General features: G+C 66.2%; 22 protein-coding genes. 6 read left to right on the forward strand and 16 right to left on the reverse strand.

Translation table 11 applies throughout. From position 1 onward, the window contains the following. Positions 1 to 2: 2 nt before the first annotated feature. The 11 genes from G513_RS0119350 to G513_RS0119400 all read right to left on the reverse strand — a co-directional run bounded on the left by G513_RS0119350 (position 3) and on the right by G513_RS0119400 (position 13120). The gene (locus tag G513_RS0119350) at positions 3 to 1319 is read right to left on the reverse strand and encodes a lipopolysaccharide biosynthesis protein (protein ID WP_022978516.1); all 1317 of its coding nucleotides are present in this window, start codon (positions 1317 to 1319) and stop codon (positions 3 to 5) included. Further along, entirely contained in the window at positions 1312 to 2571 is a 1260-nt protein-coding gene (locus tag G513_RS0119355) for a glycosyl hydrolase family 28-related protein (protein WP_022978517.1), read from the reverse strand. The genes G513_RS0119350 and G513_RS0119355 overlap by 8 nt, the downstream gene beginning before the upstream one ends. Beyond that, complete coding sequence (locus G513_RS25995; RefSeq protein WP_022978518.1) at positions 2564 to 3697, reverse strand: glycosyltransferase; 1134 nt, start codon at positions 3695 to 3697, stop codon at positions 2564 to 2566. Before G513_RS25995 ends, G513_RS0119355 begins: the two co-directional genes overlap by 8 nt. Continuing rightward, entirely contained in the window at positions 3694 to 4989 is a 1296-nt protein-coding gene (locus G513_RS0119365) for a hypothetical protein (protein ID WP_022978519.1), read from the reverse strand. The genes G513_RS25995 and G513_RS0119365 overlap by 4 nt, the downstream gene beginning before the upstream one ends. Next, positions 4986 to 5948, reverse strand: coding sequence for a sulfotransferase family protein (locus tag G513_RS25205; RefSeq protein ID WP_022978520.1), 963 nt, complete (start codon positions 5946 to 5948; stop codon positions 4986 to 4988). Before G513_RS25205 ends, G513_RS0119365 begins: the two co-directional genes overlap by 4 nt. After that, complete coding sequence (locus G513_RS24215) at positions 5945 to 6913, reverse strand: sulfotransferase family protein (RefSeq protein ID WP_022978521.1); 969 nt, start codon at positions 6911 to 6913, stop codon at positions 5945 to 5947. Before G513_RS24215 ends, G513_RS25205 begins: the two co-directional genes overlap by 4 nt. Then, positions 6910 to 7776 (reverse strand): sulfotransferase domain-containing protein, encoded by an 867-nt coding sequence (locus tag G513_RS0119380; protein ID WP_022978522.1) that lies wholly within the window; start codon positions 7774 to 7776, stop codon positions 6910 to 6912. The genes G513_RS24215 and G513_RS0119380 overlap by 4 nt, the downstream gene beginning before the upstream one ends. A 25-nt stretch (positions 7777 to 7801) precedes the next feature. Further along, positions 7802 to 10093 (reverse strand): GNVR domain-containing protein, encoded by a 2292-nt coding sequence (locus G513_RS0119385; protein WP_022978523.1) that lies wholly within the window; start codon positions 10091 to 10093, stop codon positions 7802 to 7804. A gap of 76 nt (positions 10094 to 10169) precedes the next feature. After that, a complete protein-coding gene (locus G513_RS0119390) occupies positions 10170 to 11453 on the reverse strand; it encodes a polysaccharide biosynthesis/export family protein (RefSeq protein WP_022978524.1) in 1284 nt (427 codons plus the stop codon). Between the two features lie 340 nt (positions 11454 to 11793). Then, on the reverse strand, positions 11794 to 12753 hold the full coding sequence (locus G513_RS0119395) for a tRNA dihydrouridine synthase (RefSeq protein WP_022978525.1): 960 nt from the start codon (positions 12751 to 12753) through the stop codon (positions 11794 to 11796). Positions 12754 to 12859: 106 nt separating this feature from the next. After that, on the reverse strand, positions 12860 to 13120 hold the full coding sequence (locus tag G513_RS0119400; RefSeq protein WP_022978526.1) for a hypothetical protein: 261 nt from the start codon (positions 13118 to 13120) through the stop codon (positions 12860 to 12862). A 190-nt stretch (positions 13121 to 13310) separates the two neighbouring features. Between G513_RS0119400 and G513_RS0119405 the strand changes: the two genes are divergently transcribed. Continuing rightward, entirely contained in the window at positions 13311 to 13724 is a 414-nt protein-coding gene (locus tag G513_RS0119405) for an SRPBCC family protein (RefSeq protein ID WP_022978527.1), read from the forward strand. 12 nt (positions 13725 to 13736) lie between these two features. On the opposite strand, the gene G513_RS24220 is transcribed toward G513_RS0119405, so the two are convergent. Beyond that, a complete protein-coding gene (locus tag G513_RS24220) occupies positions 13737 to 14378 on the reverse strand; it encodes a uracil-DNA glycosylase (RefSeq protein ID WP_022978528.1) in 642 nt (213 codons plus the stop codon). 251 nt (positions 14379 to 14629) lie between these two features. On the opposite strand from G513_RS24220, the gene G513_RS0119415 reads away from it, so the two are divergent. After that, on the forward strand, positions 14630 to 15529 hold the full coding sequence (locus G513_RS0119415) for a helix-turn-helix transcriptional regulator (RefSeq protein WP_022978529.1): 900 nt from the start codon (positions 14630 to 14632) through the stop codon (positions 15527 to 15529). 34 nt (positions 15530 to 15563) lie between these two features. Here G513_RS0119415 and G513_RS0119420 read toward each other — a convergent pair whose 3' ends face one another. Next, on the reverse strand, positions 15564 to 16232 hold the full coding sequence (locus G513_RS0119420) for a hypothetical protein (protein WP_022978530.1): 669 nt from the start codon (positions 16230 to 16232) through the stop codon (positions 15564 to 15566). Further along, positions 16130 to 17164, reverse strand: a complete 1035-nt coding sequence (locus G513_RS0119425; protein ID WP_022978531.1) for an alpha/beta hydrolase family protein — start codon at positions 17162 to 17164, stop codon at positions 16130 to 16132. The genes G513_RS0119420 and G513_RS0119425 overlap by 103 nt, the downstream gene beginning before the upstream one ends. Before the next feature lie 168 nt (positions 17165 to 17332). On the opposite strand from G513_RS0119425, the gene G513_RS0119430 reads away from it, so the two are divergent. Together G513_RS0119430 and G513_RS0119435 are read left to right on the forward strand one after the other, a co-directional pair. After that, a complete protein-coding gene (locus G513_RS0119430; protein ID WP_022978532.1) occupies positions 17333 to 18220 on the forward strand; it encodes an ABC transporter ATP-binding protein in 888 nt (295 codons plus the stop codon). A 10-nt stretch (positions 18221 to 18230) separates the two neighbouring features. Continuing rightward, the gene (locus tag G513_RS0119435; RefSeq protein WP_022978533.1) at positions 18231 to 19262 is read left to right on the forward strand and encodes an ABC transporter permease; all 1032 of its coding nucleotides are present in this window, start codon (positions 18231 to 18233) and stop codon (positions 19260 to 19262) included. 116 nt (positions 19263 to 19378) lie between these two features. Here the strand turns inward: G513_RS0119435 and G513_RS24225 are convergent, their stop codons facing one another. After that, entirely contained in the window at positions 19379 to 20941 is a 1563-nt protein-coding gene (locus G513_RS24225) for a S41 family peptidase (protein ID WP_022978534.1), read from the reverse strand. A 250-nt stretch (positions 20942 to 21191) separates the two neighbouring features. Between G513_RS24225 and G513_RS0119445 the strand changes: the two genes are divergently transcribed. Further along, on the forward strand, positions 21192 to 22163 hold the full coding sequence (locus G513_RS0119445) for an MBL fold metallo-hydrolase (protein WP_022978535.1): 972 nt from the start codon (positions 21192 to 21194) through the stop codon (positions 22161 to 22163). A gap of 4 nt (positions 22164 to 22167) precedes the next feature. Here the strand turns inward: G513_RS0119445 and G513_RS24230 are convergent, their stop codons facing one another. Further along, positions 22168 to 22854: an HAD family hydrolase gene (locus G513_RS24230; protein ID WP_022978536.1), complete on the reverse strand. Its 687-nt coding sequence runs from the start codon at positions 22852 to 22854 to the stop codon at positions 22168 to 22170. 73 nt (positions 22855 to 22927) lie between these two features. Between G513_RS24230 and G513_RS0119455 the strand changes: the two genes are divergently transcribed. Beyond that, positions 22928 to 25075 carry a molybdopterin oxidoreductase family protein gene (locus G513_RS0119455; protein ID WP_022978537.1) on the forward strand — a complete coding sequence of 716 codons (2148 nt, stop codon included), beginning with the start codon at positions 22928 to 22930 and terminating at the stop codon, positions 25073 to 25075. Positions 25076 to 25079: the final 4 nt, after the last annotated feature.

Consider the following 25079-nt stretch of genomic DNA (forward strand, 5'->3'; position numbering starts at 1 on the left):
GCCTAGCGCTTACCGAGCAGGTCGCAGCGGAAATCCATCCGCCGCTGGCAGGCTCGCGACACCAGTACGGCGGCAATCACGGTACCGGCGGAATAAGCCGCCACCGCACCCCAGGCACCGGCAATCGGAATGATCGCCAGGGCCGCCACCAGTGCGGCGACATTGCCGACGAGATAGGCGCGCAGGTTCTCGGTTTCAAGGCCGGCGGCGCTGAGGATCATGCCGCCGTTGCCGAATGCCAGCCGCAGCAGCTGGCCCAGTCCGAGCGCGACGAAGAACGGCCGCGCCAGTGCTGCCGTCGGACCGGCAATTGCCGTCAGCCATGACGCCGGTAGCACCGCCGCAATCGCCACCAGCGCGGCCACCAGCCACCAGGAGCGCCGCACCGCGCGCCGGAACGCGGCTTCCAGTTCGGCGCTGATCCGCCCTGCCTCGCGGAACTCGGCCACGGCATGTTTCAACGCCGACTGGCCGACCAGGCCGACCGGCACGATCAGCCAGGTCGCGAAGCGCTTGGCCAGGCCGTAGATGCCGAGCGTGTAAGCCGGTGCCAGTGCCGCGAGCAGCCAGACATCGATGCTGACCACAGTCAGCTGCGCGATCTGGGTGACGGTGATGCTGCGGCCACGGCGCAGCATCTCGGCGATCACGTCCTTGTGACGCAGCGCGGTCGCCGGTGTTCGCTGGCGCAAGGCCGGCAGCAGGAAGACGAGGCCGATGAGCACGCCCAGCCATTGCGCGATCGCGAAGCCGGCGAGCAGGTCGCGCGCATCGAGCTTCAGGCCCAGCAATAGCGCCAGCACCAGCAGCGGCAGCAGCCAGAGGCTGGCGACGAAGCCATTGCCGCGGCCGCTGAAGTAATTGGCCAGCGCCACGCCGACCTCGATGCGGATCAGCTCGGCGATCACCCGATACAGGCTCATGCCGGCGATCGCCGCCGTGATCAGCCATAGCCAGGCCGGATCGGCGTAGCGGCTGTGTGGAAACAGCTGCTGGGCGAGTGCCATTACCAGCAGTTCGAGCAGCAGCCAGCCGCCGATCAGGCTCGCGGCAGCGCTCAGCATCGTGCTGACGGTGGCCGGCCGTTCGCGGCTGCCGATCGCGAACACCGAGATGTGGCTGCCGAAGATCGCCAGCAGGTTCAGCGCGAAGACCAGCGATTCGGCGAACACGAAATCGCCGTAGACCGCAGGCCCGAGCGTCCGCACCGCAAGCACATGGGCGCCGGCCACCGCGATGACGCTGCCGACCCTGGCCAGGCCCGCATGGCCGAGCGCGCGGTCGAGTTGCCGTTGGGCCTTGCTGGTGGCTTCAGCCACCGGCAGCGACGGCGGGCGCCATCAGCGGAAAGCTCAGCGCTGCACGGCCGCTGCCGCGTGCGAGATCCGGCGGGCGATTGAAGAAGATGCTGCCGGGATCGAGCGTCGCCGCGAAGTCGAACAGCCGACCACGGCCGCCGTGGCGAGCATCGATGAACGAGATGTTGCGCGTGCCCGCTTCAGCGCGAATCGCCGCGCCCTGCTTGCCGTTGTACTGGAAGTAGCAGGCGATGAACGAGACATCGCTGAGCCAGCCGCCGGCACCACCGAGGCCGAGGCAGGGCGGGTTCATGCCGCGCGGCTGGACGAAATTGCAGCTGATGAAGCTGCAGCGCTCGGCAGCATCGACCGCAACCACGGGCACCCGCAGATCGTCATGCGCCGGCCGCTCGAACTGGCAGCCGAGCACGGTCAGCCCGGCGACCCGGCGGCGATCGCGCGGACCGGTCGACGTGCCATCGACCCGGCCGGCCAGGCGCAGCTGGGCGCCGAGGTTCTTGTTGAAGCAGCTGTCGATGATTCTTGCATCGGCGCAGGCGCGGCTGTTGGCGGCCAGCAGCACACCGCCGCCGCTGGCCTTGCCCTTGTCGAAGCTGCCGTTGCCGATCGCGATCACGCCGCGCAGCGAGCACAGAAAGCCGCCGTCGATCTCGACACCCCAATCGCTGCAGCCGCTGACCACGACACTTTCGAGCGTGACATTGCCGACGTTGACGAACCTGAAGCCGGAGCCGGGCTGGCGGCGGCCATCGACGGTGATGCCGGAAATCGACAGGCCGTGGACGCGGACCTTGTCATCGCGTATCGCGTGCAGCAGTGCATCGCCCTTGAAGTCGTCGCTCTTGAACAGCACGCTGCCGAGCAGCGATTCACTGCGCAGGCTTTCGCCGATGATCGCCAGGCCGGATTTCTCGATGGCGATCGGCCGGCTGATCCGGTAGCGGCCACGCGGAATCAGTAGGCAGCCACCGGCCGCGCGATCGACGGCGGTCTGCAGCGCGCGGGTGGAATCCTTGACTCCAGTCGGATCGGCATCGAAATCGTCGAGCGACAGGCCATAGCCGCGGACCGATTTCTGCGGCAGCGCATTACTGGTTTCGACGCTGTCGTCGCTGCCATCAGCGTCGCCTTCGTCGACTGGCTCTTCGGCCTCGGCACGGTCGCGCTTGCCGGCGGCGCGCGCCAGCGCCGGCGCGGCCATTCCGGCGGCGAACAGGAACTGGCGGCGATCCCAGAGCGCGTGATCAGACATTGGGTTGCCACTCGGCGATGGGATGTTCCAGAACGTCGCAGTAAGCCGCCCAGGTGCGGTCGAGCATTTCGTCGGCACCGAAATGCTGGCGCACCATGGCCTGCGCACGCGCACCGGCCGACTGCCTTGAAGCCGCTGTCCGGAACGCCAGCAGCCGGTCGACAGCTTCGGCAGCGTCGCCGAGCGCGTAGCCGCAGTCGTCTAGGCCGTGAGCCAGAATTTCGTCGTGGCCGGGCACCCGGCTCAGCACTGTCGGCAGGCTGGCCGCCATCGCTTCGAGCACCGCATACGGCAGGCCTTCCCAGCGCGAGCAGGACAGGAAGATGTCGTGCGCCGGCAGCTGTTCACGCAGTCCCGGCACGGCGCCGTGCACGTGGACGAAACGATCGTGGCCGGCCGCGCGTAGCGCGCTTGCGAAGGCTGCACGGCCGTCGCCGTCGCCATAGACATGAACCTCGGCAGCGGCTTCATCACGCGTCGCCAGCTCGGCGATGATCGCCAGCAGCAGGTCCGGATTCTTGGCTTCGCTGTAGTTGTTGACGGTGACGATCTTGAGTGGCGCGCCATCGCGATCCTTCGCGACGATCTCGCCGGACACGGCGACGCCGTTGCGGATCATCCGGCTGGCACCGAAACCGAAACCGGCGCTGCGGGCCAATGCCTGATCGCCGTCGGAGACGAAGATGCTCAAGCTTGTGACCCGTTCCAGCAGCTGTTCGATCAGCAGACGCAGGCGCCGCTTCAGGCCGCCGGGCCGGGACACGAAGAACAGGCCGTGATGGGTATGGACGATCGGTACGCCGCTCAGCGCGCCGACCGGCCGCGAATAGGCACTGGCGGCGCTGCCGTGCGAATGGATCAGTTCGATGTGCTGCCTGCCGACGAAGCGCCGCAGCGCCCACAGCGCGCCGAGGCTCAAGCGTCGCCGCGGGATCGCCAGCATCCGTTCGCTGCCGACCTGCGCCGTGTAGCGATCCCAGTACGGCGCTTCCTGCGGGCAGGCGACGAACACCTGGCAACGCCCGGCGAGACCCTCGACCAGTTGCAGCACATGCTCGGGGCCGCCGCCGATGTCGGCGCGTCCGGTGATCAGCAGTACGCGCGGCTGGGCTTCGACAGAGCTCACGCGCTGGCGTCGCTGGAGCGCAGGCGCAGCGCGATCGCCATGATCACCATCACGCTCGGCGTGCTCAGGTACATCGTGAAGGTGTCGGAAAAACACATGCGGCCCAGCTCGCCCATCACCAGGCCGGCAGCGGCGGCCTTGTAGCGGCGGACCATGACATCCGGCGAACGGCTGCCGAGCAGACGCAGCTGGATCGAGGCCCAGAACAGCAGGAAGAAGGTGATGCCGGCAACGCCCAGCTCGAGGAAGATGCGCAGATAGGAGTTGTCGACCGGAAGGCCAGTCAGCTCCATGGTCTGCTTGTAGCCGATGCCGAGCGCGTTCCAGCCCAGCTGGTCGAGCAGCCCGGCCCAGTTCTGGTAGCGGACCGAATGGGCGATCGAGCGATCGTCCTCGCCAAGGCCGAAGCGCGACATCGTCGCACTCAGCACGGCGGAATCGGTGATCAGCGCAATCAGCGGCAACAGCGCCACCACCACCGCGACGACCAGACCCAGGGTCACCATCACCCGGCCGGCGCTGCGCTGATGGCTGCGGGCCACGAACAGGGTGGTGAACATCAGCACCAGGCCGACCTGCAGCAGTGAATTGCGCGACGCGGTGATGACGATGCCGTAGACCAGCACCGCCAGGGTCACTGCGATCTGCACCGCGTTCAGGCGGCGCAGCGCGATCCAGTACAGCGCCAGCGCGGTCATCGCCCAGGAGGTGATCAGGTGCGAAAAGCCGCCGGAGTTGCCGAGCTGGCCACCGGCGCGGAACACGTAGCCGAGGCCGTTCTTCAGAAACAGCGCCTGTTGCTGTTCGCGCACCGCGCCGACGAACCAGTAGATGAAGAAGCCGATGACGATGCCGAACAGTCCGCCCCACCAGAACACCCGCAGCGCGCGCTCTGCACTCTCGATCGTCCAGTGCAGACTCAGCGCCAGCAGGAACGGCGCGTAGATGAAGCACAGGCGCAGCACGCGCAGCGTTTCACGGCCGAGGTCGCCGACATTGACCATCGAGATCCACGCGCAACCCAGAAAGCTGGCCGCGAACAACAGCGTCATCGAATCCGGCAGTCGGGCGCGGTAGAGCAGCAGCAACAGCAGTGGCAGGCCGAACAGGTCGACGAAGCTGATGTGGTCGGCACCGGCTGCGAATGCCGAGGAACTGCCGGGCACCGGAATGGCGATGACCGGAATCAGCGCCAGGCAGAAGCAGACGATGCTGGTGGCCGACCAGCTGTCGAAGCGCGGCAGGCCGCGCACGTGGCGAGGCAGGGCACAGTCCAATTCGATTGCGCTCATGCTGCGACCGCTTGCCTGGGGCTGACCGGAGCCTCATCGAGCCAGTCGCTCAAGTCCCAGCCGAGCAGCGATTCCAGCAGCCGGATGTCATCCGCGAACCAGGCAACCATTTCCTGACGCAGCTCGGGCGCCAGTGTCTGGCGCCGATGCCCGGTGCGGAATTGCGCCTTCAGCGCTTCGATCATCGGAAAGCGGTTGCGGCGCAGGAAGGCGCGCAGCTTGAGCACGATCGGCTCGATCGCTTTCGGCGGCGTCAGCACCAGCTTGGCGACGGTCTGCGAGCGCTGGCGATGCGAACTGTTGACCACCGGGAATTCGCTGCGGCCATCGTCCGGCAGATCGAGGAAGGCCAGCAGCCGGCGATAGCAGGCACCGGCGTCGGCGCGGAAATCTTCGTAGCGGATGAACAGCACGGACTCGCGCGGCACCGTCGCCAGCAGTCGCTGCACCTGCTCGCCGTAGCGGCCGATCATTCCGTACTGCAGCTTGTTCGGATCGCGGCAGCGGCGCGGCAGTTGTTGGCCGCGGGCCCGTGCGGCTTGCGCGCGCCAGGCAGTCGCGAAGTCCGGCTCGTCCTCGTTCATTACATAGGACTGTTCCATGTGATAGGCCTGCGCGAACTCCACCGGGTTGCGCAGCATCACGATGAAACGCGCCTGCGGGTTGAAGGCGAGGATGTTGGCGACCGCGCAGCGCGAATGCAGGTAGGTGGTCGAACCTTCGGCGACGATCGGGTGACGCTCGTCGGCACCGGCGAACAGCGCCAGGTAATCGTCGAGCGTATGCAGCGAATGGTGGCGCGCCAGCACCGGGTAATCGCTGGCGAAGTAGGCCGGTTCTTTCGGATCGCTGAAGAACACATCGGGACGATCGCGCAGGTACTGCGCCATCGCCGTGGTGCCGCTTTTCGGCGCGCCGAGGATGAAGGTATTGGGGGTGGGTTTGTTGATCGGGGTCATGCGCCGATCCTCTGGTCGATGAGTCGCGGCGATGTCGATGGGCGAGTCGGTTCGGCTTGCAGCCAGTCGCTCAGATCCCAGCCGAGCAGACGTTCCAGCAAGCGGATGTCGTCAGCGAAATGGCGGGCCAGTTCGGCACGCAGAGCTGGTGACAACGGCTCGCGAACCATGTCCTGGCGCTGCCGTTCGCGCAGCGCTTCCACCAGCGGCAGGCGCGCGCTGCGCAAGGTCTTGCGCAGCCGCCATAGCGGTGCGCGCAGCAGTGCGGGCGGATTCAGCAGCAGCCGCGCGAGGTCCGGATAGCGGCGGCGATGGGCGCCGTTGACCACCGGAAAATCGTTGCGGCCGTCGTCGTCCAGACCGAGGAAGGCCAAGGTCTGGCGATACACCGCGCCGGGATCGGCGCGCAGCGCATCGAAGCGGATGATGTGCACCGAGCTGCGCGGCACCAAACGCAGCAGACGTTCGATCTGCTCGCCGGTGCGCGCGAACGCCGCGTACTGCAGGAAGCGCGGCTGCCGGCAGCCGGCCGGTATCTGCTCGCCGCGTGCGCGCGGTACCTGCAGCCGCCAGGCATCGGCGAAATCGGCCTGATCCTCGTTGAGCATGTAGCACTGCTGCATGTGCAGCGCCGGCGCCAGTTCCAGCGGATTGCGCAGGCTGACGATGAAACGCGCGTTCGGATTGAGGGCGAGGATCGCCGGCACCGCGTCGGCGGACAGCAGGTAGTTGGTCGAACCTTCGGCGATCACCCGATGCTGCGGCTCAGGTGTGAACAGCGCCCGATAACGATCGGGATCGAAATGCGCCTGGATGTCGGCGTGCGGCGGGAAGTCCCGCGCGAAATAGCCAGGTTCCTTGCGGCTGCTGAAGCAGACCTGCGGATGCGCCGCCAGCCAGCTGGCCAGCGCCGTGGTGCCGCTTTTCGGCGCGCCGATCAGGAACGTGTTTGGCATGCGGTTCATGCGGCGGCTGCCGTGGGAACGCGGTCGGCAGCGCCATACCAGCGTTGCCCGAAGCGCGTGCCGAATTCGGCATCGAGCCGCTGCAGTTCGGTTTCGGCAATCGCGCGAATCGTGTTGCGTGCTTCGTTCGACAGCACCGGCCGCGCGCCGGCTTCGAGCGGGCTGTACAGCAGACGCTGCACCAGCGACTGACGCTTGACCCAGGCGATCAGCCGCTGGCCGCCATGGCGCTTGAACCGCTTCGAGAGCTTGTTGACGGTCAGCGCCAGACCGGCCGAGCGCGGCCGGGCAGCGGCGTTGACCTTGTCGTGCAGCAGCACCGGCAGTCGGCATTCGGTAACGCCGAGAAAGCGGCAGACGCTGGCGAAGAAGGCTTCAGGATCAGCCTTCAGATCGTCGAAGCAGCCGATGAAGATCGCGTCACGGCCGAAGGCGTCGACCCAGGGCTTGAGCAGCCCGTGATAGGCCAGCGACTGTGGTTCGAAGCGGCTGCTCATCCAGTCCGCCGGCGAGCCCTCGAAGCGGCCATTGCGCCGCGCGAACTGATAGGCCGAGAGCACGAAGTCTTCCGGACGCCGGAAGCAGACCAGCAGCTTCACCGGGCCCAGCGCGGCGCGAATCTGCGCCGCGAGTTCCGGCCGCCGCCAGTAACGGTGGGCAATCTCGCCGACCGCGCGATGACCATCGGCATCGGCGAAGAAATCGCCGTACCAGTCGAGCCCGCGCGCCAGGTTGAGATCGAAGTAACTGGTTTCCTTGACCGGCGTGACGAACACCTCCGGATGCTGGCGCAGCGCTTCGAACAGCCAGGTCGAGCCGGCCCGGCCAGTGCCGATGTAGAGAAAATTGGGCAGCGTGCGCATGGGAGGCGGGGCCGATCTACGCGGTTCAGGCGTAGGCGGCTTTCAGGGTCTGACCGTAGGCGCCGGCGCGTACGCCGACCTGATTCAGCACCGCACCCTGCACGGTGACGCCGGCATCGGCGAAGCGGGCGAGCGCCACTTCCAGCTCATCGGCCCGGTGTTCGCCTGATTTCAGAACCAGCAGCGTCATCGTCGCGAGACGACCGAGGATCGCGGCATCGGCTGCCGCCAGCACCGGTGCGGCGTCGAGCACGATGAAGTCGTAGTTGTTCGCCAGCAGGCGGATCAGATCGGTGAAGCGCGGCTGCAGCAGCGTGTCCGCCGGCACGCGGGACGGGCCGCCGCCGGAGATCCAGTCGAGGCTGCCGACGGTGCCGGCCATTGACGGACGGCTACGCAGCAGCGCTTCCGGCGCCATGGCGCTCTGCACGTATTCGACGATGCCGGCGCCGGCAAGGCTGCCGTTGGCCTGGCCGCCGAGGCTGCGGCTCAAGGCCTGGCCGCGCAGATCGGCGTCGACGGCGACCACCTTGCGTCCGGCCTGCGCGAGCAGCAGCGCCAGATTGGCAGCGACGAAGCTCGCACCGCTGCCGGCGACCGGGCCGCTGACCAGCACCACGACGCCGCTCTTCCCGGCAGCGCGGTTCAGCAGCGAAGTGCGCAGTGCGCGCAGCGCTTCAACCGCGGCGTCTTCCGGCAGGCGATCGGCCAGCAGATCGGCGACTTCGGCAGTGCGCTTCGAAGCAGGCTTGGCTTTCTTGAGCCGCGCCAGCAAGCCATGCGACGGCCGCCGCTGGGCTTTCGACAGCGGCACCAGCGCCAGTGTCGTCAGGCCCACGGTCGCCAGTTCCGCCGGGCTTTCGAGGCCTCGGGTCAGCGAGCGGCGCAGGAACACCGCGACGACGCCGAACAGCAGACCGAGCGCCAGGGAGATGACCAGGATCAGCAGGGTTTTCGGCGCTGCCGGCACGTACGGCAGGCTGGCGTTGTCGATGGTGCGGACATTGCCGACCGAGCCGACCATGGCCAGCTGATAGCTCTGGATCGACGAGACGATCGACTTGTAGAGGTTCTCGCGTGCTTCGACATCACGGGTCAGGGTCAGCACGTCCTGCTTGGTCTGCGGCAGCAGATCGACCCGACCCTTGAGGTTGCGCTGCTCGCGCTCGACGGTCGTCAGCTGCGCGGCCAGCGCCTGCACCACGGGATGCTCGGCGGTGTAGCGGGTCTTTTCCTTGTCGATCTGGGTCAGCAGTTCCAGCCGCTTCGATTCGAGATCGACGCCGTTGCGGAGCAGCAGCTGGCCGTCGAAATCCACCGACAGGCCGCCGTTGATCTGCTGGTACTTGGACAGCGCCGCTTGCGCTTCCTGCAGCTGCGCGGCGATGGTCGGCAGCTGCTTGTTGAGAAATTCCAGCGACCGCTCGCTGTCTTCGCGCAGCGCGGCGCTGTGTTCAGCGTGATGGGATTCGACCAGCGCATCGACGATGCGCGCGACCATGGCCCGGCCGCTGCCCTTGTAGGCGACTTCGATGACGCCGGAGGACACCGCGGTTTCTTCCACCGTCAGGCCTTCGATCAGATTGGCGACCGCGACGTCCGGCGTCAGCTTGGTCACCGAGAACTCGGTGCCCGGCAGCGCCTGCAGCGACTTCACCAGCATCTTGTAGCGGCCATCGCGGCTGGCGGCTTCGCTGCCGACCTTGCCGGTGAGCAGTTCGCGGCCGAACCAGAAGCTCTGCAGGCGATAGGCGCCGCCTTCGAGCGCGACCAGGATCAAGGTGTTGTCGTTGTCTTCGGCCGGCACTTCGAGCTTTTCGACGCTGACACGATCGCCGCCCCAGGCCCAGCGGCGGAAACCGAACCAGGCCTCCACCGGCTTGGCTGCTTCGCCGTTGCCGTTGATGTTGCGGGCGATGCCGCTGCCGATGATCGGGAAATGACGTGGGCCGGTGGCGATATCCAGATGCAGCTGGGCGATCACCGGATCGATCACCCGACGGCTCTGCATCAGGCTGATTTCGGCGGAGGCCTGCGATGGCGTGCCGCTGAGCAACGCGCCGAGGCGGCCGAAGCGGTTGTCGACCGGGCCGCCGGACTTGGTCGGCTCGACGACCTGGATCAGGGCGCTGGCCCGATAGGTCGGCGGCACCAGCAGGCAGTAGGCGAGGGCCAGCAGAAACACTGTGGCGGTGACGCCAAGCAGGGTCCAGCGGCCGGCGACCAGCAGTTCGTAGATGTCGCGGGGACGGATGTCTTCGTCGCCCGGCAGCGGTCGACGCGGCTGATGGAGGGCGCTGGCGTTATCGTGGGTCACTGGAGCTGCCTGGTGTGCGTCACGCCGGAAGCGGCGTCACGAAAAGAACGGGATTCGAAGCGGAATGCGGAGCCGATCAGCGTTCGCGGATGACGCGGCGGCCGGAGGCGATTTCGCCCACCCGCGCAGCGTTGAACAGCGTCTGCACGGTCGGCAGGATCTGCTGCACCACGTTGTTGTATTGCGACAGACCGGTGGCCTGGACATAGACCACGTCACGCACGCGCAGCGGGAATTGGCTGGCCATCAGCAGGCCTTCCGGCGACGACATGTCGAGCACGAAGATCGACGCCGCGATGGCCGCGCCCGGCTCGTTGAGGCGGAACACCAGCACGCCGGAATCGTCGGCGCTGAGCTTGTCGAGGCCACCGGCTTCGGTCAGTGCGGCGATCAGCGGCAGACGATCGCGATTGATCTCGATCGGCCGCTGGCGGGCGACTTCGCCGAGCACGTAGACGCGGTCGCCATCCCGGCTCGGGAAATGCAGTTCATCGCCGGCTTCCAGCCGCGGATTGCGGGCCGGCCCTTCGCCGGACAGCAGCGCCGCGAGATCGATGCGATACGGCGTGCCGCCGCGCACCAGCACCGCGCGACGGGTGCTGGCCAGATCGGTGAGGCCGCCACTGGCGTCGAGCGCCTGGAGCACGCCCTTCGGCGTGTCGTCGAGGGTCAAGGTGCCCGGCTTCTTGATCTCGCCGGTCACCTGGATGCGATGGGCGCGATAGCCGATGACGCGAACGTCGATCTTAGGATTGACGATCAGGCTGCCGAGTTTGCCGGCCATGAACGTGCGCACTTCGGCGACGGTCATGCCGGCCACCTTGAAGCTGCCGATGTACGGGAAATAGGTAGTGCCGTCGGCGGCGACGATGCGGCCTTCGTCGGTCGGATCGCGGGAGACGCCAGCGACCGAATCGGTCAGCTCGCGGTGTTCCCAGATGGTCATGAACAGCACGTCGCCGGCACCGATCACGTATTCCGGCGGCACGTCGGACGGCGTCACCGTCGGCAGTTGCGCGGTTTCGCGGGCGTCGACATCACCGCTGTCGTCGAGCAGCTTCGAGACCACATCCGGCGTGACCTTGACCACGCGGTACTTCTGCAGCACTTCGGTATCGGCGCCGGTATTCGGGTCCGGTTTCGCAGCTACGGCACCGGGCAGCGGCGGAACGCGGGTCGGGCCGTACGGCGGCCATTCGGATTTCTCGTCCGGATCGCTCTTGACCGTGACCGGAGCGCTCAAGGAGTGCTCGCCGACTTCCACCTTGCGGACGTTCAAACCTGGAACCAGTTGCGTGCAGCCGCCGAGCAAGCTGCCGCCGACGATGAAGATGAGCCCCGAAAACCTGACGCTTCGCATGTTGAACGCTCTTGATAGATTCCCGCTTCGGCACTGCAGCGATGCGAAGCGGTACCCGGCGCTGCACGGGTCATCCCGTCAGGCACCGCGCACCCCGCCCCTGAAAACGCCCGAAAATGCCCGAATGTTGTTGGTGTCCCGGCGCCAGCAGGCATGCCACGAAGCCCTGTTGACCGATCTGACGCGAAAGGCGCCTGGATGGCCGCGAGGCCTTCATTCCGGTGTTTTGTCCAGCCCGGGCGACAGAATATTGACGAAATGTTGCAGTTCGTTGAATCGCTGCAACGCGGCGCTTCTCGGAGCTTTCCGAGTCGCCGAAAGCCCCTGATTTAAGGGCTTTTCACAGAACGCTTGCCGAAGCGGCAAGACGCCGCTCGACCTCATCGGCATCGCTGAGGCTGCGGATGTCGAGGAACAGGCGTTCGGCTTCCGGATAGCTGCGGGCCAGCCAGACCAGCCATTGCTTGAGCACGCCTGGCGCGTACTTCGGATGCGATACCTTGGTCCGCACGCGCTGCCAGTAGCCCTCGACCAGCGGCAGCAGTTCGAGCCAGCGCATCGGTTCGATGGATCTGCCATCGCGCACGGCGGCGATCTGCCGGGCCAGATCGGGCCGGGCGATCAGGCCGCGGCCGAGCATCACGTCATCGACGCCGCTCAAGGCGCGGCAGCGGCGCCAGTCGTCGACGGTCCAGATCTCGCCGTTGGCGTAGATCGGCACCTTGACCGCGTCGCGGATGCTGCCGATCCGCTCCCAGTACGCCGGCGGCTTGTAGCCATCGGCCTTGGTGCGGGCGTGGACGACGATCGACGCGGCGCCGCCGTCGGCGAGTGCCTGGGCACAGGTTTCGGCATCGTCTGCGTGATCGAAACCCAGGCGCATCTTGGCGGTGACCGGGATGTGTACCGGCAGCGCGCGGCGTACGGCACTGACGATGGCATTCAGCAGCTCCGGCTCCTTGAGCAGCACGGCGCCGCCCTTCGATTTGTTGACGGTCTTCGCCGGGCAGCCGAAGTTCAGATCGATCACCGGCGCACCGAGCGTTGCCGCGAACGCGGCGTTGTCGGCCACGCAATGCGGATCGGAGCCGAGCAGCTGCACGCGCATCGGCGTGCCGCTCGGCGTCACCGAGCCCTGCGCCAGTTCCGGTGCCAGCCGCAGGAAGGCCGACGCCGGCAGCAGGCGGTCATTGATGCGGATGAATTCCGAGACGCACCAGTCGATGCCGCCGATGCCGGTCAGCAGCGCGCGCAGCCCGTCGTCGACGAGCCCTTCCATCGGCGCGAGGGCGAGTTGCATGAGGAAAACCGTACGGCGGCCTGTAGCGGCGCGCGGATGATAGGCGAAGCGGGCTTGCGATCAGGATCGGCGGCCTTGCGCCAGCCGACCCGGTGTAACGGAGGAATCAGTGAACGCGCTGGCCGATGCCAAGACGCTCGACGAGATGGCTGTCCAGCTGGGCCAGCAGTGACGGCACCAGTTCCGACAGGCCGCGGGTTTCGCTGCGTGGCAGCACGTGGCGCTGGCTGGCGATCTCGGCTTCGGCGCGGAACGCCGCCAGGCTGATCACGCGACCGCTGCCCCGGTCATCCGCTTCCGGTTCCAGCCAGACCTGCACCTGCACGCTGGCATCGCGAGTGGAGAAGCCTGAATAGAGTTTGCGCATGTCGTTTTTCTGGCGGAAGAATTATTGACGGTGGCGAAACGTTATCTGAACGCTTGTACACCGACCTCCAGTCAAGACTGCCTATAGGACCCCCTCAATTTCGCCTGCAACGGCCACCGTTTCTGGAAATCGGCATTGTTGCGCTGCCGCAAGTTATCTTCCTCGAGTTCCCTCTATCGCGAGACCCACCATGCAGACCATCGAAATCGTTCAGGAATTCTCCCGCCCCGTCGCCGAGGTTTATGAAGAACTGGCCGATCACAACCGTCTCGGCAAGGTGTTCGGCGTGCCGGTGGTGCGGGTGCGCGACGGCAACAGCTCGGTCAACGGGGTGGGCTCGGTGCGCCGGATCGGCGTGGCACCACTGGCGATCGAGGAAACCGTGGTCGGCGCCGTGGCCGGCAAGTCGATCGATTACAAGATCACTCGCGGCGGCTGGCCGCTGAAGAACCATCATGGCCGGCTGGTGTTCAAGCCCTTGACCGGTGGCCGTTCGCAGTTGACTTGGCGTATCGAGTTCAACGGCGCGCTGCCGGGTTCGGCATTCCTGGTCAAGCAGATCCTGAACCTGGCGATCTCGCGCGGCCTGAAGAAGATCGCTTAGCGCGAACAGGCCCTAGCGCAGTTTCCTGGCCAGCTGGGCGACGCCGGCAACGAACTCCGGCACGCCGCCATAGGCCGGATGACGCAGCGCTTCATGGGCATAGCCGAGTCGGGTCAGCGCTTCCGATGACTTGTTGCCGACCGCCGCCAGCACGGCATCCGGCAGTGCCTGGCGCAGCGCCCGCAGCACGCCTTCGCCAGCGCTCAGCTCGGCGCGCGTCGGCGTGCGGTTCGAATGCGGAACGCCCGGCGCATGCGGATGCAGCGGAAAGGCATTCCACAGGAAGGTGCTGTCGGCCAGGTGCTGCTCGTAGAGCGTGCGCCAGACCACCCGAGCCGAGGGCTCGCTCCAGGGTTTGACGCGAGTCGACAGGCGCGGGCAGGGCGCGATGCCGGGAATGCTGCCATCGATCAGCAGCGCTTCGGAGGTGAACGGAATGCCCGAAATCCGGCAGCCCTGATAGCCCGCCGCTTCGCCGATCAGCACCAGCCGCAGGCCCGGCCTGGCTGCATGCGCGCGCAGATGGGCGATGCGCCGCGCCGGGCCGTTGTCGGCGGAATCGTCGGCATTGGCTGCCGCCCAGGGATGGTGGGTGCCTGCCATTGCCGGAAGTTGATCGAGTGCAGCGAGCAGTGCGTCACAGAGCAGGGTCATCGAAGCCGGTGGGCGGGGCGGCCAGCGAGCGGGCCGAAGCGCAGAATTGGGAAGCCGGAGGGGCCGCGAATTGTAGGGCCGCAGCGTCGATTCCGATGGCCGGTAGCGTTCGCTGACTAGAGGGTCCCACTGTACAGTTGCGCGAGTGCCCCATTACCGCCGATGCTTCGGGAAAGAATCACGTGTAATCAAACTATTGCTGCGGCCGCGATGCTGCAGGACACCGTGCGGCCCAGGAGATGACAGCTGCGATGGAACCGACTGACGAACTGATCAACACGCTGTACCGCTCGGCCATCGAGGAAGAATGTCAGGACTATCGCGGCAAGGCGCTAGCCAGGCTCTGCGAACGCCTGGGTGCCAGCCGCGCCGCCTGGTGGTCGCGCGGCGTCGGTACCAGCGGCGGCGAGTTGACCCAGCATCCGCCGGGCCAGAGCCAGACGCAGTTCACGCCGCAGCTGATGGCCGCGCTGCCGTTCACCAGTGATCAGAGCGAGGCGTCGATCGAAGTGCCGATGCGCGGTCAGGTCGGCCTGGCCATTCAGTATCGGCACCGCGATTCCGGCGTGATCAGCACCGTGCTGATGCAGTTCACGGCGGATCGCAAGCTGCCGGCGGCCGAGACGTTCCGTCGGGTGCTCGCGCACATGGTCGAAGCCGGTGCGCTGGCGCTGCGCCAGTTCATTCGCCGCGATGACTGGCTGCAGGCGATGGGCCGCGCCAATCGCGGTTCGGCGGCGATGGTCGATGCCGAGGGCAGCGTCTTCGCGGCCAGCGAACGCTTCCGCGAAATGCTCGGCGAAGACCAGGCGGCGCCGATCCTGAAGCTGCCGTTCGAACTGCCGGAATCGACCCTCGGCGACGAAGGCGGCGATTTCATCCACGCGCCGCTGCACATTCGGGTGCGCCGTTCCGGCCAGCTGTATCTCATCTACGCCCGCAAGCCGCTGCCGCTGGACATGCTGTCCCCGCGCGAGCAGGAAATCGCCCGTGCGCTTGGCAACGGCAAGACCTTGAAATCGATTGCCCGCCAGTACGGCATCGCTGTGTCGACGGTCGCCAATCACACGACCCGCATCTACCGGAAGCTGGCGATCTATCGCCGTGAGGATCTGATCGATCTGATCCGGCTGAAGGCAAGCAAGCCCTGAAGCAGGGCCAGCGGTCAACCGCTGGCCCCGGTTTTCAGCAGCCTGCGCGGATGTCCTCGCAGACCTTCGCAACGCCGCCGCGGGTACTGAAGCTGCGCGCCGAGCGGTAGTAGAAGCTGCTGCGATCACGCCAGCTGCTGTCGTCGAGCAGCCGCGCATCGGCCGTCGCGTAGCCGGTTTCGCCACTGCGTTTCAGCCAGCGATCGAGCCAGGCCAGCGTGTAGTGCTCGGCCATCGGCCGGCCGAAGCCACCGTTGCAGCGGCCCCCGGCGGTTGACGGACACCACGAGGTAGTCGGGAAGGTCGGGATCTGCGACCACTCGTAGTGCGTGCTGCCGCGGATGCTCAGCTCGTAGCTCGGCACGCCGGCCAGCTGCCAGGCCTTGAAGCCGACCTTGTGCGATTCCGGTTCCGGCGGCGCGGTGAACGGCAGCGGCGCCAGACCATACTCGGAGGACTGGCCCATCGTCGGCACTCGCGGCTGCCAGCGCGGTTCGTCGCGCGTGATCAGCCGGTCGATGACGCTGCGCGTCAGCAGTTCGGGCAGGCGATCGAACAGCGCGCCACCGGCGCCGCCCGGCGTGCCGTCGGCCGGCGAGATCAGGCCATCCCAGGCGACTGCGACGTCGACCGGGTTGCGGTTATCGAGCTTGCCCGGCCAGGGATCGGCACCGGCCGCGCCATAGCCTTGAACGATCGACACGCCGACCGCGCCAGCGAATGGCCGACGATGCCGAGGCGATCGAGATCGAGCACGGCATGGAATGGATTGATGCTGGCAGTGCGGGTCGGATAACTACGGCCGCAGCGCGCGGCGTTCGGATACGGCTTGCCCGGCCGCGAGCGCATGAAATCGATCGCATCGACGAGGCCGGTCCAGAACACGCTCGGGTTGATGTTGGTGCCCTGCTGCAGATCGGGTGTGGCGAAGTCCGAGCGGCCCTGGCCGCGTGGATCGAAGCTCAGCACCGTGTAGCCGGCGCGGACCAGCGCCTGGGCCATCCACCAGTACGCGGTTTCCGGCGCCTGCACCGAGCCGTTCTGGATCACGATGCCCGGCAGCCGGCGCCCCGGCAGCACGCCGCGCGGCTTCCAGACCCGGCCGGACAAGCGCGCACAACCAGAGTCGTAGAACACCACCGGCTCGACGTTCGCTTCCAGCGTGTAGAACGGATCGGCCGACGGCCAGCGGTAGGGGTCGCCGGCGCATTGCAGGGCATAGCTGGCGCACACCGGCAGCGCTATCGGCACATTCAGCGGCAGGCGCAGCGAGGCCGAGGGATCGTTGCGCAGCAGGGCGTAGACGTTGTCGAGTGTCCGCTGCACCGGCGTGCCATCGCCCAGCGCCTGGATCGCCGCCGCGAGCGTTGGCGTGTAGGCCAGCACCCAGCTCGGATCGAGCGTATTGCGCAGCAGCAGATCGGTGGTGTTGAGCAAACTCTGGGTGCTCAGCCGGCGCAGGAAGGCCGGGTTGAAGGCCTGTTCGGTCGGTGCTTCGAGCACCTTCGCGTAGTTCGCCGTTTCACGCGCTGCCCAGGCGGGTGAGGGATAGGTCGGACCTTCGGGTACTGCGCTGGCCAAGGTTGGCAACAGCGTGACAAGCGCAACGGCTGCGCTGCGGATGACGGTCAGCATGGTGGTCTCCTCGATGATTTATAGGTGTTGTTGTGTCCGGAGTCTGCGCGCAGTTCACCGGCCGGGCCGATAGGGAATACAGGCCAGACAATCGAGGTTTCCGGGCTTTCCGGCCGCATCGCTAGCCGGAGGCTGCAAGTGTCATCACCTTGCGGCAGACTCGTCAGGATGGAATACGAAACAGCGCTCGAAGTGCGCGAACTGGTCAAGCACTTCAAACAGGTGAAGGCGGTCAACGGCCTGAGCTTCGACGTCAAGACCGGCACCTGCTTCGGTCTGCTCGGCCCGAACGGGGCCGGCAAGAGCACGACGATCGAGATGTGCGAAGGCCTGCTGACGCCGACTTCCGGCAGCATCCGCTACCGCGGCGAGCCGCTCGGGCCGCGTTATCGCGAGCGGGTCGGCATCCAGTTCCAGTCGACCGCGCTGCAGGACCACCTGACGGTGATCGAGAACCTGCGCTTCTTCAGCGCGCTGTATCCGGTACGCCGCTCGCTCGATGAGCTGATCGCGTTGTGCCGGCTCGAGGATTTCCTTGATCGCGACAGCCGCAAGCTCAGCGGCGGCCAGCGGCAACGATTGTTACTGGCAATCGCCCTGGTCAACGATCCGGAGCTGCTGTTTCTCGACGAACCGACCACCGGCCTCGATCCGCAGGCACGGCGCAATTTCTGGGATCTGGTCCGCGACATCAAGGCCGCCGGCCGCACCATCGTGCTGACCACCCACTACATGGAAGAGGCCTATCTGCTCTGCGACGAGATCGTCATCGTCGACGCCGGCCAGATCATCGCCCGCGGCGTGCCGAGCCAGCTGCTCGCCGAACACTTCAACGATTCAGTCCTCGAAGTCCCGGCCGCCGAAGCCTCGAAACTGGCTGGCAGCACGCTGGCCGGCACGCCGAAAGGCGACACCCTGGAAATCCAGACGCCGGACGTCAACGCTGCTGTCGCCACGTTGCTTGCCGCTGGCGTATCGCTGGCGCAACTGCGTATCCGGCCGCGAACCCTGGAAGACCTGTTCATCGAACTCACTGGCCGGGGGCTGCGGGAATGAAGGCCCGATAATGAAAGACTCTCTGCGCCGTATCGCCGCCGCCGCCTGGGCGCGCAGCCTCGAATTCGTCCGCGATCGTTCCTCGCTCGGCTGGAACCTGGTGTTCCCGATCCTGATGGTGATCGGCCTGGCCTTCGTGTTCTCCGGACCCGGCCAGCCGCTGTTCAAGGTCGCGGTGATTGCTCCTGCCGAGGCCAAGCTCGATGCCAGCCTGCATCCCTTCCTCGACACGCCGCAGGTGCAGTTCTATCGCGAGGACAGCCGTGACTTGGCACTGCCGAAGGTGCAGCGACATCGCATCGATCTGCTGATCGATTTCACCGCCACGCCACCGGCCTACTGGGTCAACGAGCAGTCACCGAAAGGCGCCCTGCTGGAACGCCTGATCGCCGGCAGCGGCGGCGCGGCATTGCAACGTGAAGTGACCACCGGCAAGTCGATCCGCTATGTCGACTGGGTGGCGCCGGGCGTGCTCGGCATGAACATGATGTTCGCCTGCCTGTTCGGCATCGGCTATGTGATCGTCCGCTATCGCAAGAACGGCTATCTGAAGCGGCTCAACGCCACGCCGCTGCGCGCCTTCGAGTTCCTGCTGGCACAGCTGCTGTCGCGTCTGGCGCTGATCCTGATCGTCAACATACTGGTCTTCGGCGCCTGCCGCCTGCTGCTCGGCCTGCGCATGGAAGGCTCGTATCTGGACCTGCTGGTGGTCGTCACCCTCGGCGCCTTCTCGATGATCGCGATGGGCCTGGTGGTTTCGGCAAGGCTCGCCAGCGAGGAACTGGCCGGCGGCATCCTCAACGTGATCTCGACGCCGATGATGGTCGTCTGCGGCGTGTTCTTCTCGATGGACGGCGCCCCACGCGCGCTGCAGATCGCCGCCGATTTCTTCCCGCTGACCCATCTGCTCAACGCCGCGCGGTCGATCATGCTCGATGGCACCGGGCTGGCGCAACTCGGCTATCCGCTCGGGATGATGGCGCTGATGAGTGCGGTGTTTCTCGGCTTGGGCGCCGTGCTGTTCAAGTGGCGGCAGGATTGACGTCCAGCGAACATTGCTCGCTGGACGTCAATGCCCGGCCATGGATGGCCAAATAAAGGTATTCAATCCGGCCCCCTCAGGATTCCGGAGAAGTTTCGGACTCCAAGTCGCCGGCCTCAACGCGGCGAGCGTCTCCAGGCGTTCTCGTGCAGCGGACTGCGCAGCAGTTGCGAGACCTCGGATGCGGGACGCTGCACCGCCGCGGCCCTCGTCGCGCTGCTCGTCCCGCAAGTACCGGTCTGCTGCCAGTTCAGTGCGGTGGCAAGCAGGGCCTCGTTGGGATCGCCGAGTTCGTGCCCGTAGTCATCGCTCACTCTGCAGTCCGGCGCGAAACCATCGGCGAAGTCGCTGAAGCCTTGGTCGTTGGCGCCGGAGAACTCGATGGCGAAGTACGACAGTCCGCAGTTTTCCTGCGCGTAGAAGCCATAAGGTTTGCCGCAGGTGGTGCCGCCGATCAGCACTGCCTGTACGCCGATGCCGCGCAGGCCGTTGATCAGCGCTTCGCTGGCCGAGCAGGTGCCGCGCCCCGCAAGCACGAAGACGCGTGAGAGGCTCAGTTCCGGCAGGGCCTTGCCCGAATCCAGGCTTGGGTCGAAACCCTGCGAGGTGGCATGGAAGGCGACGGTGGAATCGGGTGATCTGGCCAGCGGGTTGGTGGTGTTGAAGCGCAGCTGCTCGAAGACGCGACCATTGCTGCGCGTCTGGCCGGCGACCATGAAGGCGAGTTCGCTGGCGATGTCGAGGTAGCCGCCGCCGTTGTAGCGCATGTCCAGCACCAGGTCGGTGATGCCGGCGTCGCGAAACCGCGTGAGCGCGGCCGCCAGCTCGCCCTCGGCGGTGGCGTAATGCTCCTTGAAGACCAGGTAGCCGACGCGTCCTGCCGGCGTGTCAAAGGTCTGAACCCGCTCCACCGGCACACTGTTCAGCGCCAAGGACTGCAGGAAGACATCGCGGATCCCGCCGTTGCGGTCGCGCAGGGTAAACCTGTGGACTTCACCCGCCGTGGCTGGAAACAGGCCGGCGTAGAGGGTGTCGACGCCAGCGCGGGTGTTGTCGTTGACCCAGTCGACGCCGTCGACCGCCAGCACTTCGGCACCGCGCGCGATCCCCTGAGAGAAAGCCGGCGTGCCGACGTCGGTGTAGACCACGATGGCGCTGCGCGGTGGGGTGCTCGCCAGCAGTGCCACTTCCATGCCGTAGCCGATTCCCACGCCCAACTGCGACAACGCGTTCCACTGGTCGGTGGGGTAGGTGAAGCTGTAGGCGTCCTTGAATTTGCCGGAGGCCGTGACCTTGGGAGTCGTCAGGGCATACAGGTAGGCATCGAGCGCGGCCGGCACGCTGCCGTAGGCGGCAGCTGTGTAACGCGAGGCTCTGGCGTCCGGGATCTCGTCGTTCCACAGGTAGACCTCGTGCATGTAGGTCCTGAGCCAGAGCTTCTCGTCGTCGATCGAGCCTTGGCGATCGGGATAGGGCAGGTTGTCGTTATAGGGATCGTTGCCACTGCGCGGTGCCGCGCAGAACCCTGTGTAGCGGTCCGAGGCAGCGGTGCGCTGCTGCCACAGCGAGGCGTCCGGGCCAAGACCACCGCCATCGTCGCCACCGCCAGTACTACCGCCACCACCGCAGGCAGCGAGCAAGAGCAGCGTTGCGGCCGTTGCCGCTGTTTTGTGGCGCATGGAGATTGCTGGCTTCATTGACGAGGATCGGTCGATTCTATGGGCATCGAAAAGCAAGAAACTGTCTAAAAAATGTCTAAATCGAAACTTGGTGTGAATCCGGTCATAGTCGCCGCCGGATCAAGCCGCACCAGCTTCTTGCTCCTCCGTGGATTCCGTCGCGGTTGTCGTCTGGAAATCTCGCAGCACCGAGTTGCTGTTCGCATGGCATCCCTATAATTCCGATATTCGTCCCACTCTCCGGACCGCCATGTTCCCCGCCAAGCTTCCGGCTGTCATCGATTACCCCGACAGCATCAGCTGCATCGACACCGAGCAGCAGCGCACCGGTCTTGCTTGCTGCTACTTGGTGCAGGCAGGCAACCAGTACGCATTCATCGAATGTGGCACTTCGCTGTCGGTGCCCGGTTTGAAGGCGGTGCTTGCCGAGCGTGGCATCGGGCTTGATCAAATCGCCTATGTGATCCCGACCCATGTCCATCTCGATCACGCCGGTGGCGTCGGCCTGTTGATGAAGGACTGCCCGAACGCGAAGCTGGTGGTGCATCCGCGCGGTGCCCGGCATCTGATCGATCCGTCGGCGCTGATCGCCGGGGCGACGGCGGTCTACGGTCCCGAGAACATGGCGGCGATGTATGGCGAAATCCTGCCGGTGGCGGAGGAGCGCGTGATTGTTGCCGACGACAACTACGTGCTCGATTTCAACGGCCGCAAGCTGACCTTCATCGATTCGCCTGGTCATGCCCGCCACCACTTCTCGATCTGGGATGCCCAGAGCCGGGGCTGGTTCACCGGCGATACCTTCGGCCTGTCGTATCGCCTGTTCGATGGCCCGAACGGCCCGTATCTGATGCCGACGACGACGCCGGTGCAGTTCGAGCCGGAGGCCTGGCTGAAGACCATCAGCCGCTATCTCGCGGCCGATCCGGCGTACATGTTCCTGACGCACTATGGGCGCGTCGACAACGTCGCGCAATTGGCGGCAGACCTCGGCGGCGGTATCGCCATGTATCAGAGCATCGCCCTGCATCTGGCCGATGCGCCGGATCGTCATGCGCGCATCTACGAAGCGCTGATGCTCTATTCGCTCGAAGAACTGGCGGCGAACGCCTCGCCAGTGACCGACGACGTGGCCCGCGAATGGCTGGCCTTCGACATCGAGCTGAACACCCAGGGCCTGGAAGTCTGGCTCGACAAGCAGAAGCCCAAGCCGGCGGCCTGAGTCGTCAACGCAGCAGCAGGCGCTCGACCAACTCGGCAAACGATGCCGCTTCGATCTCGGGTGCGTGCTCGTCATGCTCCCAAGGCGTGCCCTCAGCATTGATCCAGGCGGCGCGCAGCCCGGCACGGCGGGCACCGAGCACATCGGTGTGCGGATCGTCCCCGACATGCAATACCTCGCCGGCATCGATGCCCAGGCGCTTGCAGGCGGCGAGATAGATGCCCGGATCCGGCTTGGCGGCGCCGTGCTCGCCGGCCGACAGCGAGAAGCGGAAATGCTGGTCCAGGCCGATCCGGGCCAGATCGGCATTGCCATTGGAAACCGCAGCCAGCGGATAGCGCGCGGCCAGCTTTTCCAGCGCGGCGAGGGCGCCTGGATACAGCGTCACGCGCTGGCGTTCGGCGATGAACACCTCGTAGACCTCGGCCGCGCGGCGGTCGTCGAGGCCGCAGTCGGCGAGCATCTGCCGGAACATCTCGCGACGCAGGAAACCGAGGTCGTGACGCTGATTCGGAAACGCGGCGACAACGCGGTTGCGCAGCAGCAGCCGGCCGCCTTCGTTCCAGGCTTCGAGCACCACCGGCGCGTGCTCGGCGAACCAGGCATTGGCGGCTGCTTCGGCGGCCTGGATGGTCGGCGCGATCGGCCATAGCGTGTCGTCGAGATCGAGCGTCAGGGCCTTGAACGACATCGGGATTCAGCCGTTGAAATCGGGGCCGAAGTATATCGAGCGGATTGCGCTAAGTTAGTCCCAGCCAAACGCTATGAGCACAGCCAAGATGCCAGCCGATGCAGCCAACGACGTCCGCGTTCACCACCGCGCCTGCAATCTCTGCGAAGCGATCTGCGGCCTGGAGATCCGGGTTGCCGGCGGCGAGATCCTGTCGATCCGCCCCGACGATGCCGATCCGCTGTCGCTGGGCCACATCTGCCCGAAAGCGGTGGCGCTGAAAGACCTGTACGAGGACGGTGATCGTCTGCGCAAGCCACTCCGCCGTACCGAATCCGGCTGGCAGGAAATGACCTGGGACGAGGCTTTCGATCTGGTTGCCGACCGCCTGTGCAGCATCGTCGAGCAGCATGGTGGCGATGCGGTCGCCAACTATCTCGGCAACCCGACCGTGCACAACTACGGCGGCCTGACTCACGGCCCGCGCTTCCTCGGCACGATCAAGACCAGGAACCGCTTCTCCGCGACTTCAGTCGATCAACTGCCGCATCAGCTGCTCGCCTACTGGATGTACGGCCATCAGCTGCTGGTACCGATCGCCGACATCGATCGCACCGACTATCTGCTGGTGCTTGGCGCCAATCCGATGGCGTCCAACGGCAGCCTGATGACGGTGCCGGCATTCCCGAAACGCCTGAAAGCGCTGCAGGCGCGCGGCGGCCGCATGGTGGTGCTCGATCCACGCCGCTCGGAAACCGCCGAGGTCGCCGACGAGCATCTGTTCATTCGCCCGGGTACCGATGCCGCGTTCCTCGCCGGCCTTCTGAAAGTCATCGACAACGACAACCTCGGCCATCCCGGCAAGCTGGCGGCGATGGAAGATGGGCTGGAAGTGGCGCTGGCCGATATCGGCGCGCTCGATCTCGACAAGCTTGCTGCCCACTGCGGGATCAGCACCGAAACCATCCAGCGCATCGCCCGTGAATTCGCCACCGCACCCCGCGCGGCTGCCTATGGCCGCATGGGCGTGTCGACGCAGCAGCACGGCACCCTGTGCCAATGGCTGATCCAGTTGCTGAACATTGTCACCGGCAATCTCGACCGCGAGGGCGGGGCGATGTTCACGCGTCCGGCGGTCGATCTGGTCGACAACCCGACCTCGCGGCCCGGCAGCTTCGGCCGCTGGAAAAGTCGCGTGCGCGGCCTGCCGGAGTTCGGTGGCGAGTTGCCGGTCGCGGCGCTGGCGGAAGAAATCCTCACGGAAGGTGAGGGACAAGTCCGCGCCCTGATCACGGTGGCCGGCAACCCGGTGCTGTCGACGCCGAACGGCACCCAGCTGGATCGCGCGCTGGACTCGCTGGCGTTCATGGTCGCCGTCGATTTCTATCTGAACGAAACCACGCGTCACGCCGACGTGATCCTGCCGCCGACCTGCACCCTGGAGCACGATCACTACGACCTGATCTTCCATACGTTCGCCGTGCGCAACACCGCGCGCTATAGCGAAGCGTTGTTCGAGCGGCCGGCCGATGCGCGGCACGATTGGGAGATCTTCGAAGCGCTGGGTGATCGCATCGCCCAGCGGCTGGGAACCAAGCGAGCGCCACATCCGCGGCCCGATCAGGTCATCGACATGGGCCTGCGCATCGGCCCATACGGCGGTATGAAGAAGCATCCGCTGAACCTGTCGCTGGCGGCATTGAAAGCCGCGCCGCACGGCGTCGATCTCGGCGCGCTGGAACCTTGCCTGCCGGAGCGGCTGGCCAATCCAGGCAAGTTCATCTTGTGCGCGCCGCCGGAAATGATCGCGGCACTCGCGGTGTTCGCCTCCGAGCTGGACGATGCCCAGCCCGCCGCGTTGTCGCTGATCGGCCGTCGCCACGTGCGCAGCAATAACTCGTGGATGCACAACTCGCAGCGGCTGGTGAAGGGCCCGGTGCGCAACCACCTGCTGATGCACCCGGACGATCTCGCCGCCCATGGCCTTGCCGATGGCGCGATGGTGCGCGTGGCGTCGAGAGTCGGTGCCGTCGACGTCATTGTCGAAGCCAGCGACACGATGCTGCCCGGTGTCGTCAGCCTGCCGCATGGCTGGGGCCATGATCGCAGCGGCACGCGCATCGGCATCGCCGAAGCCCATGCCGGCGTCAGCCCGAACGATCTGACCGATGAGCTGCGGCTCGATACGGTCTGCGGCAACGCTGCCCTCAATGGCGTGCCGGTGACGGTGATCGCCGCCTGAAACC

The sequence above is a fragment of the Nevskia ramosa DSM 11499 genome, from assembly GCF_000420645.1.
Lineage (GTDB): Bacteria > Pseudomonadota > Gammaproteobacteria > Nevskiales > Nevskiaceae > Nevskia > Nevskia ramosa.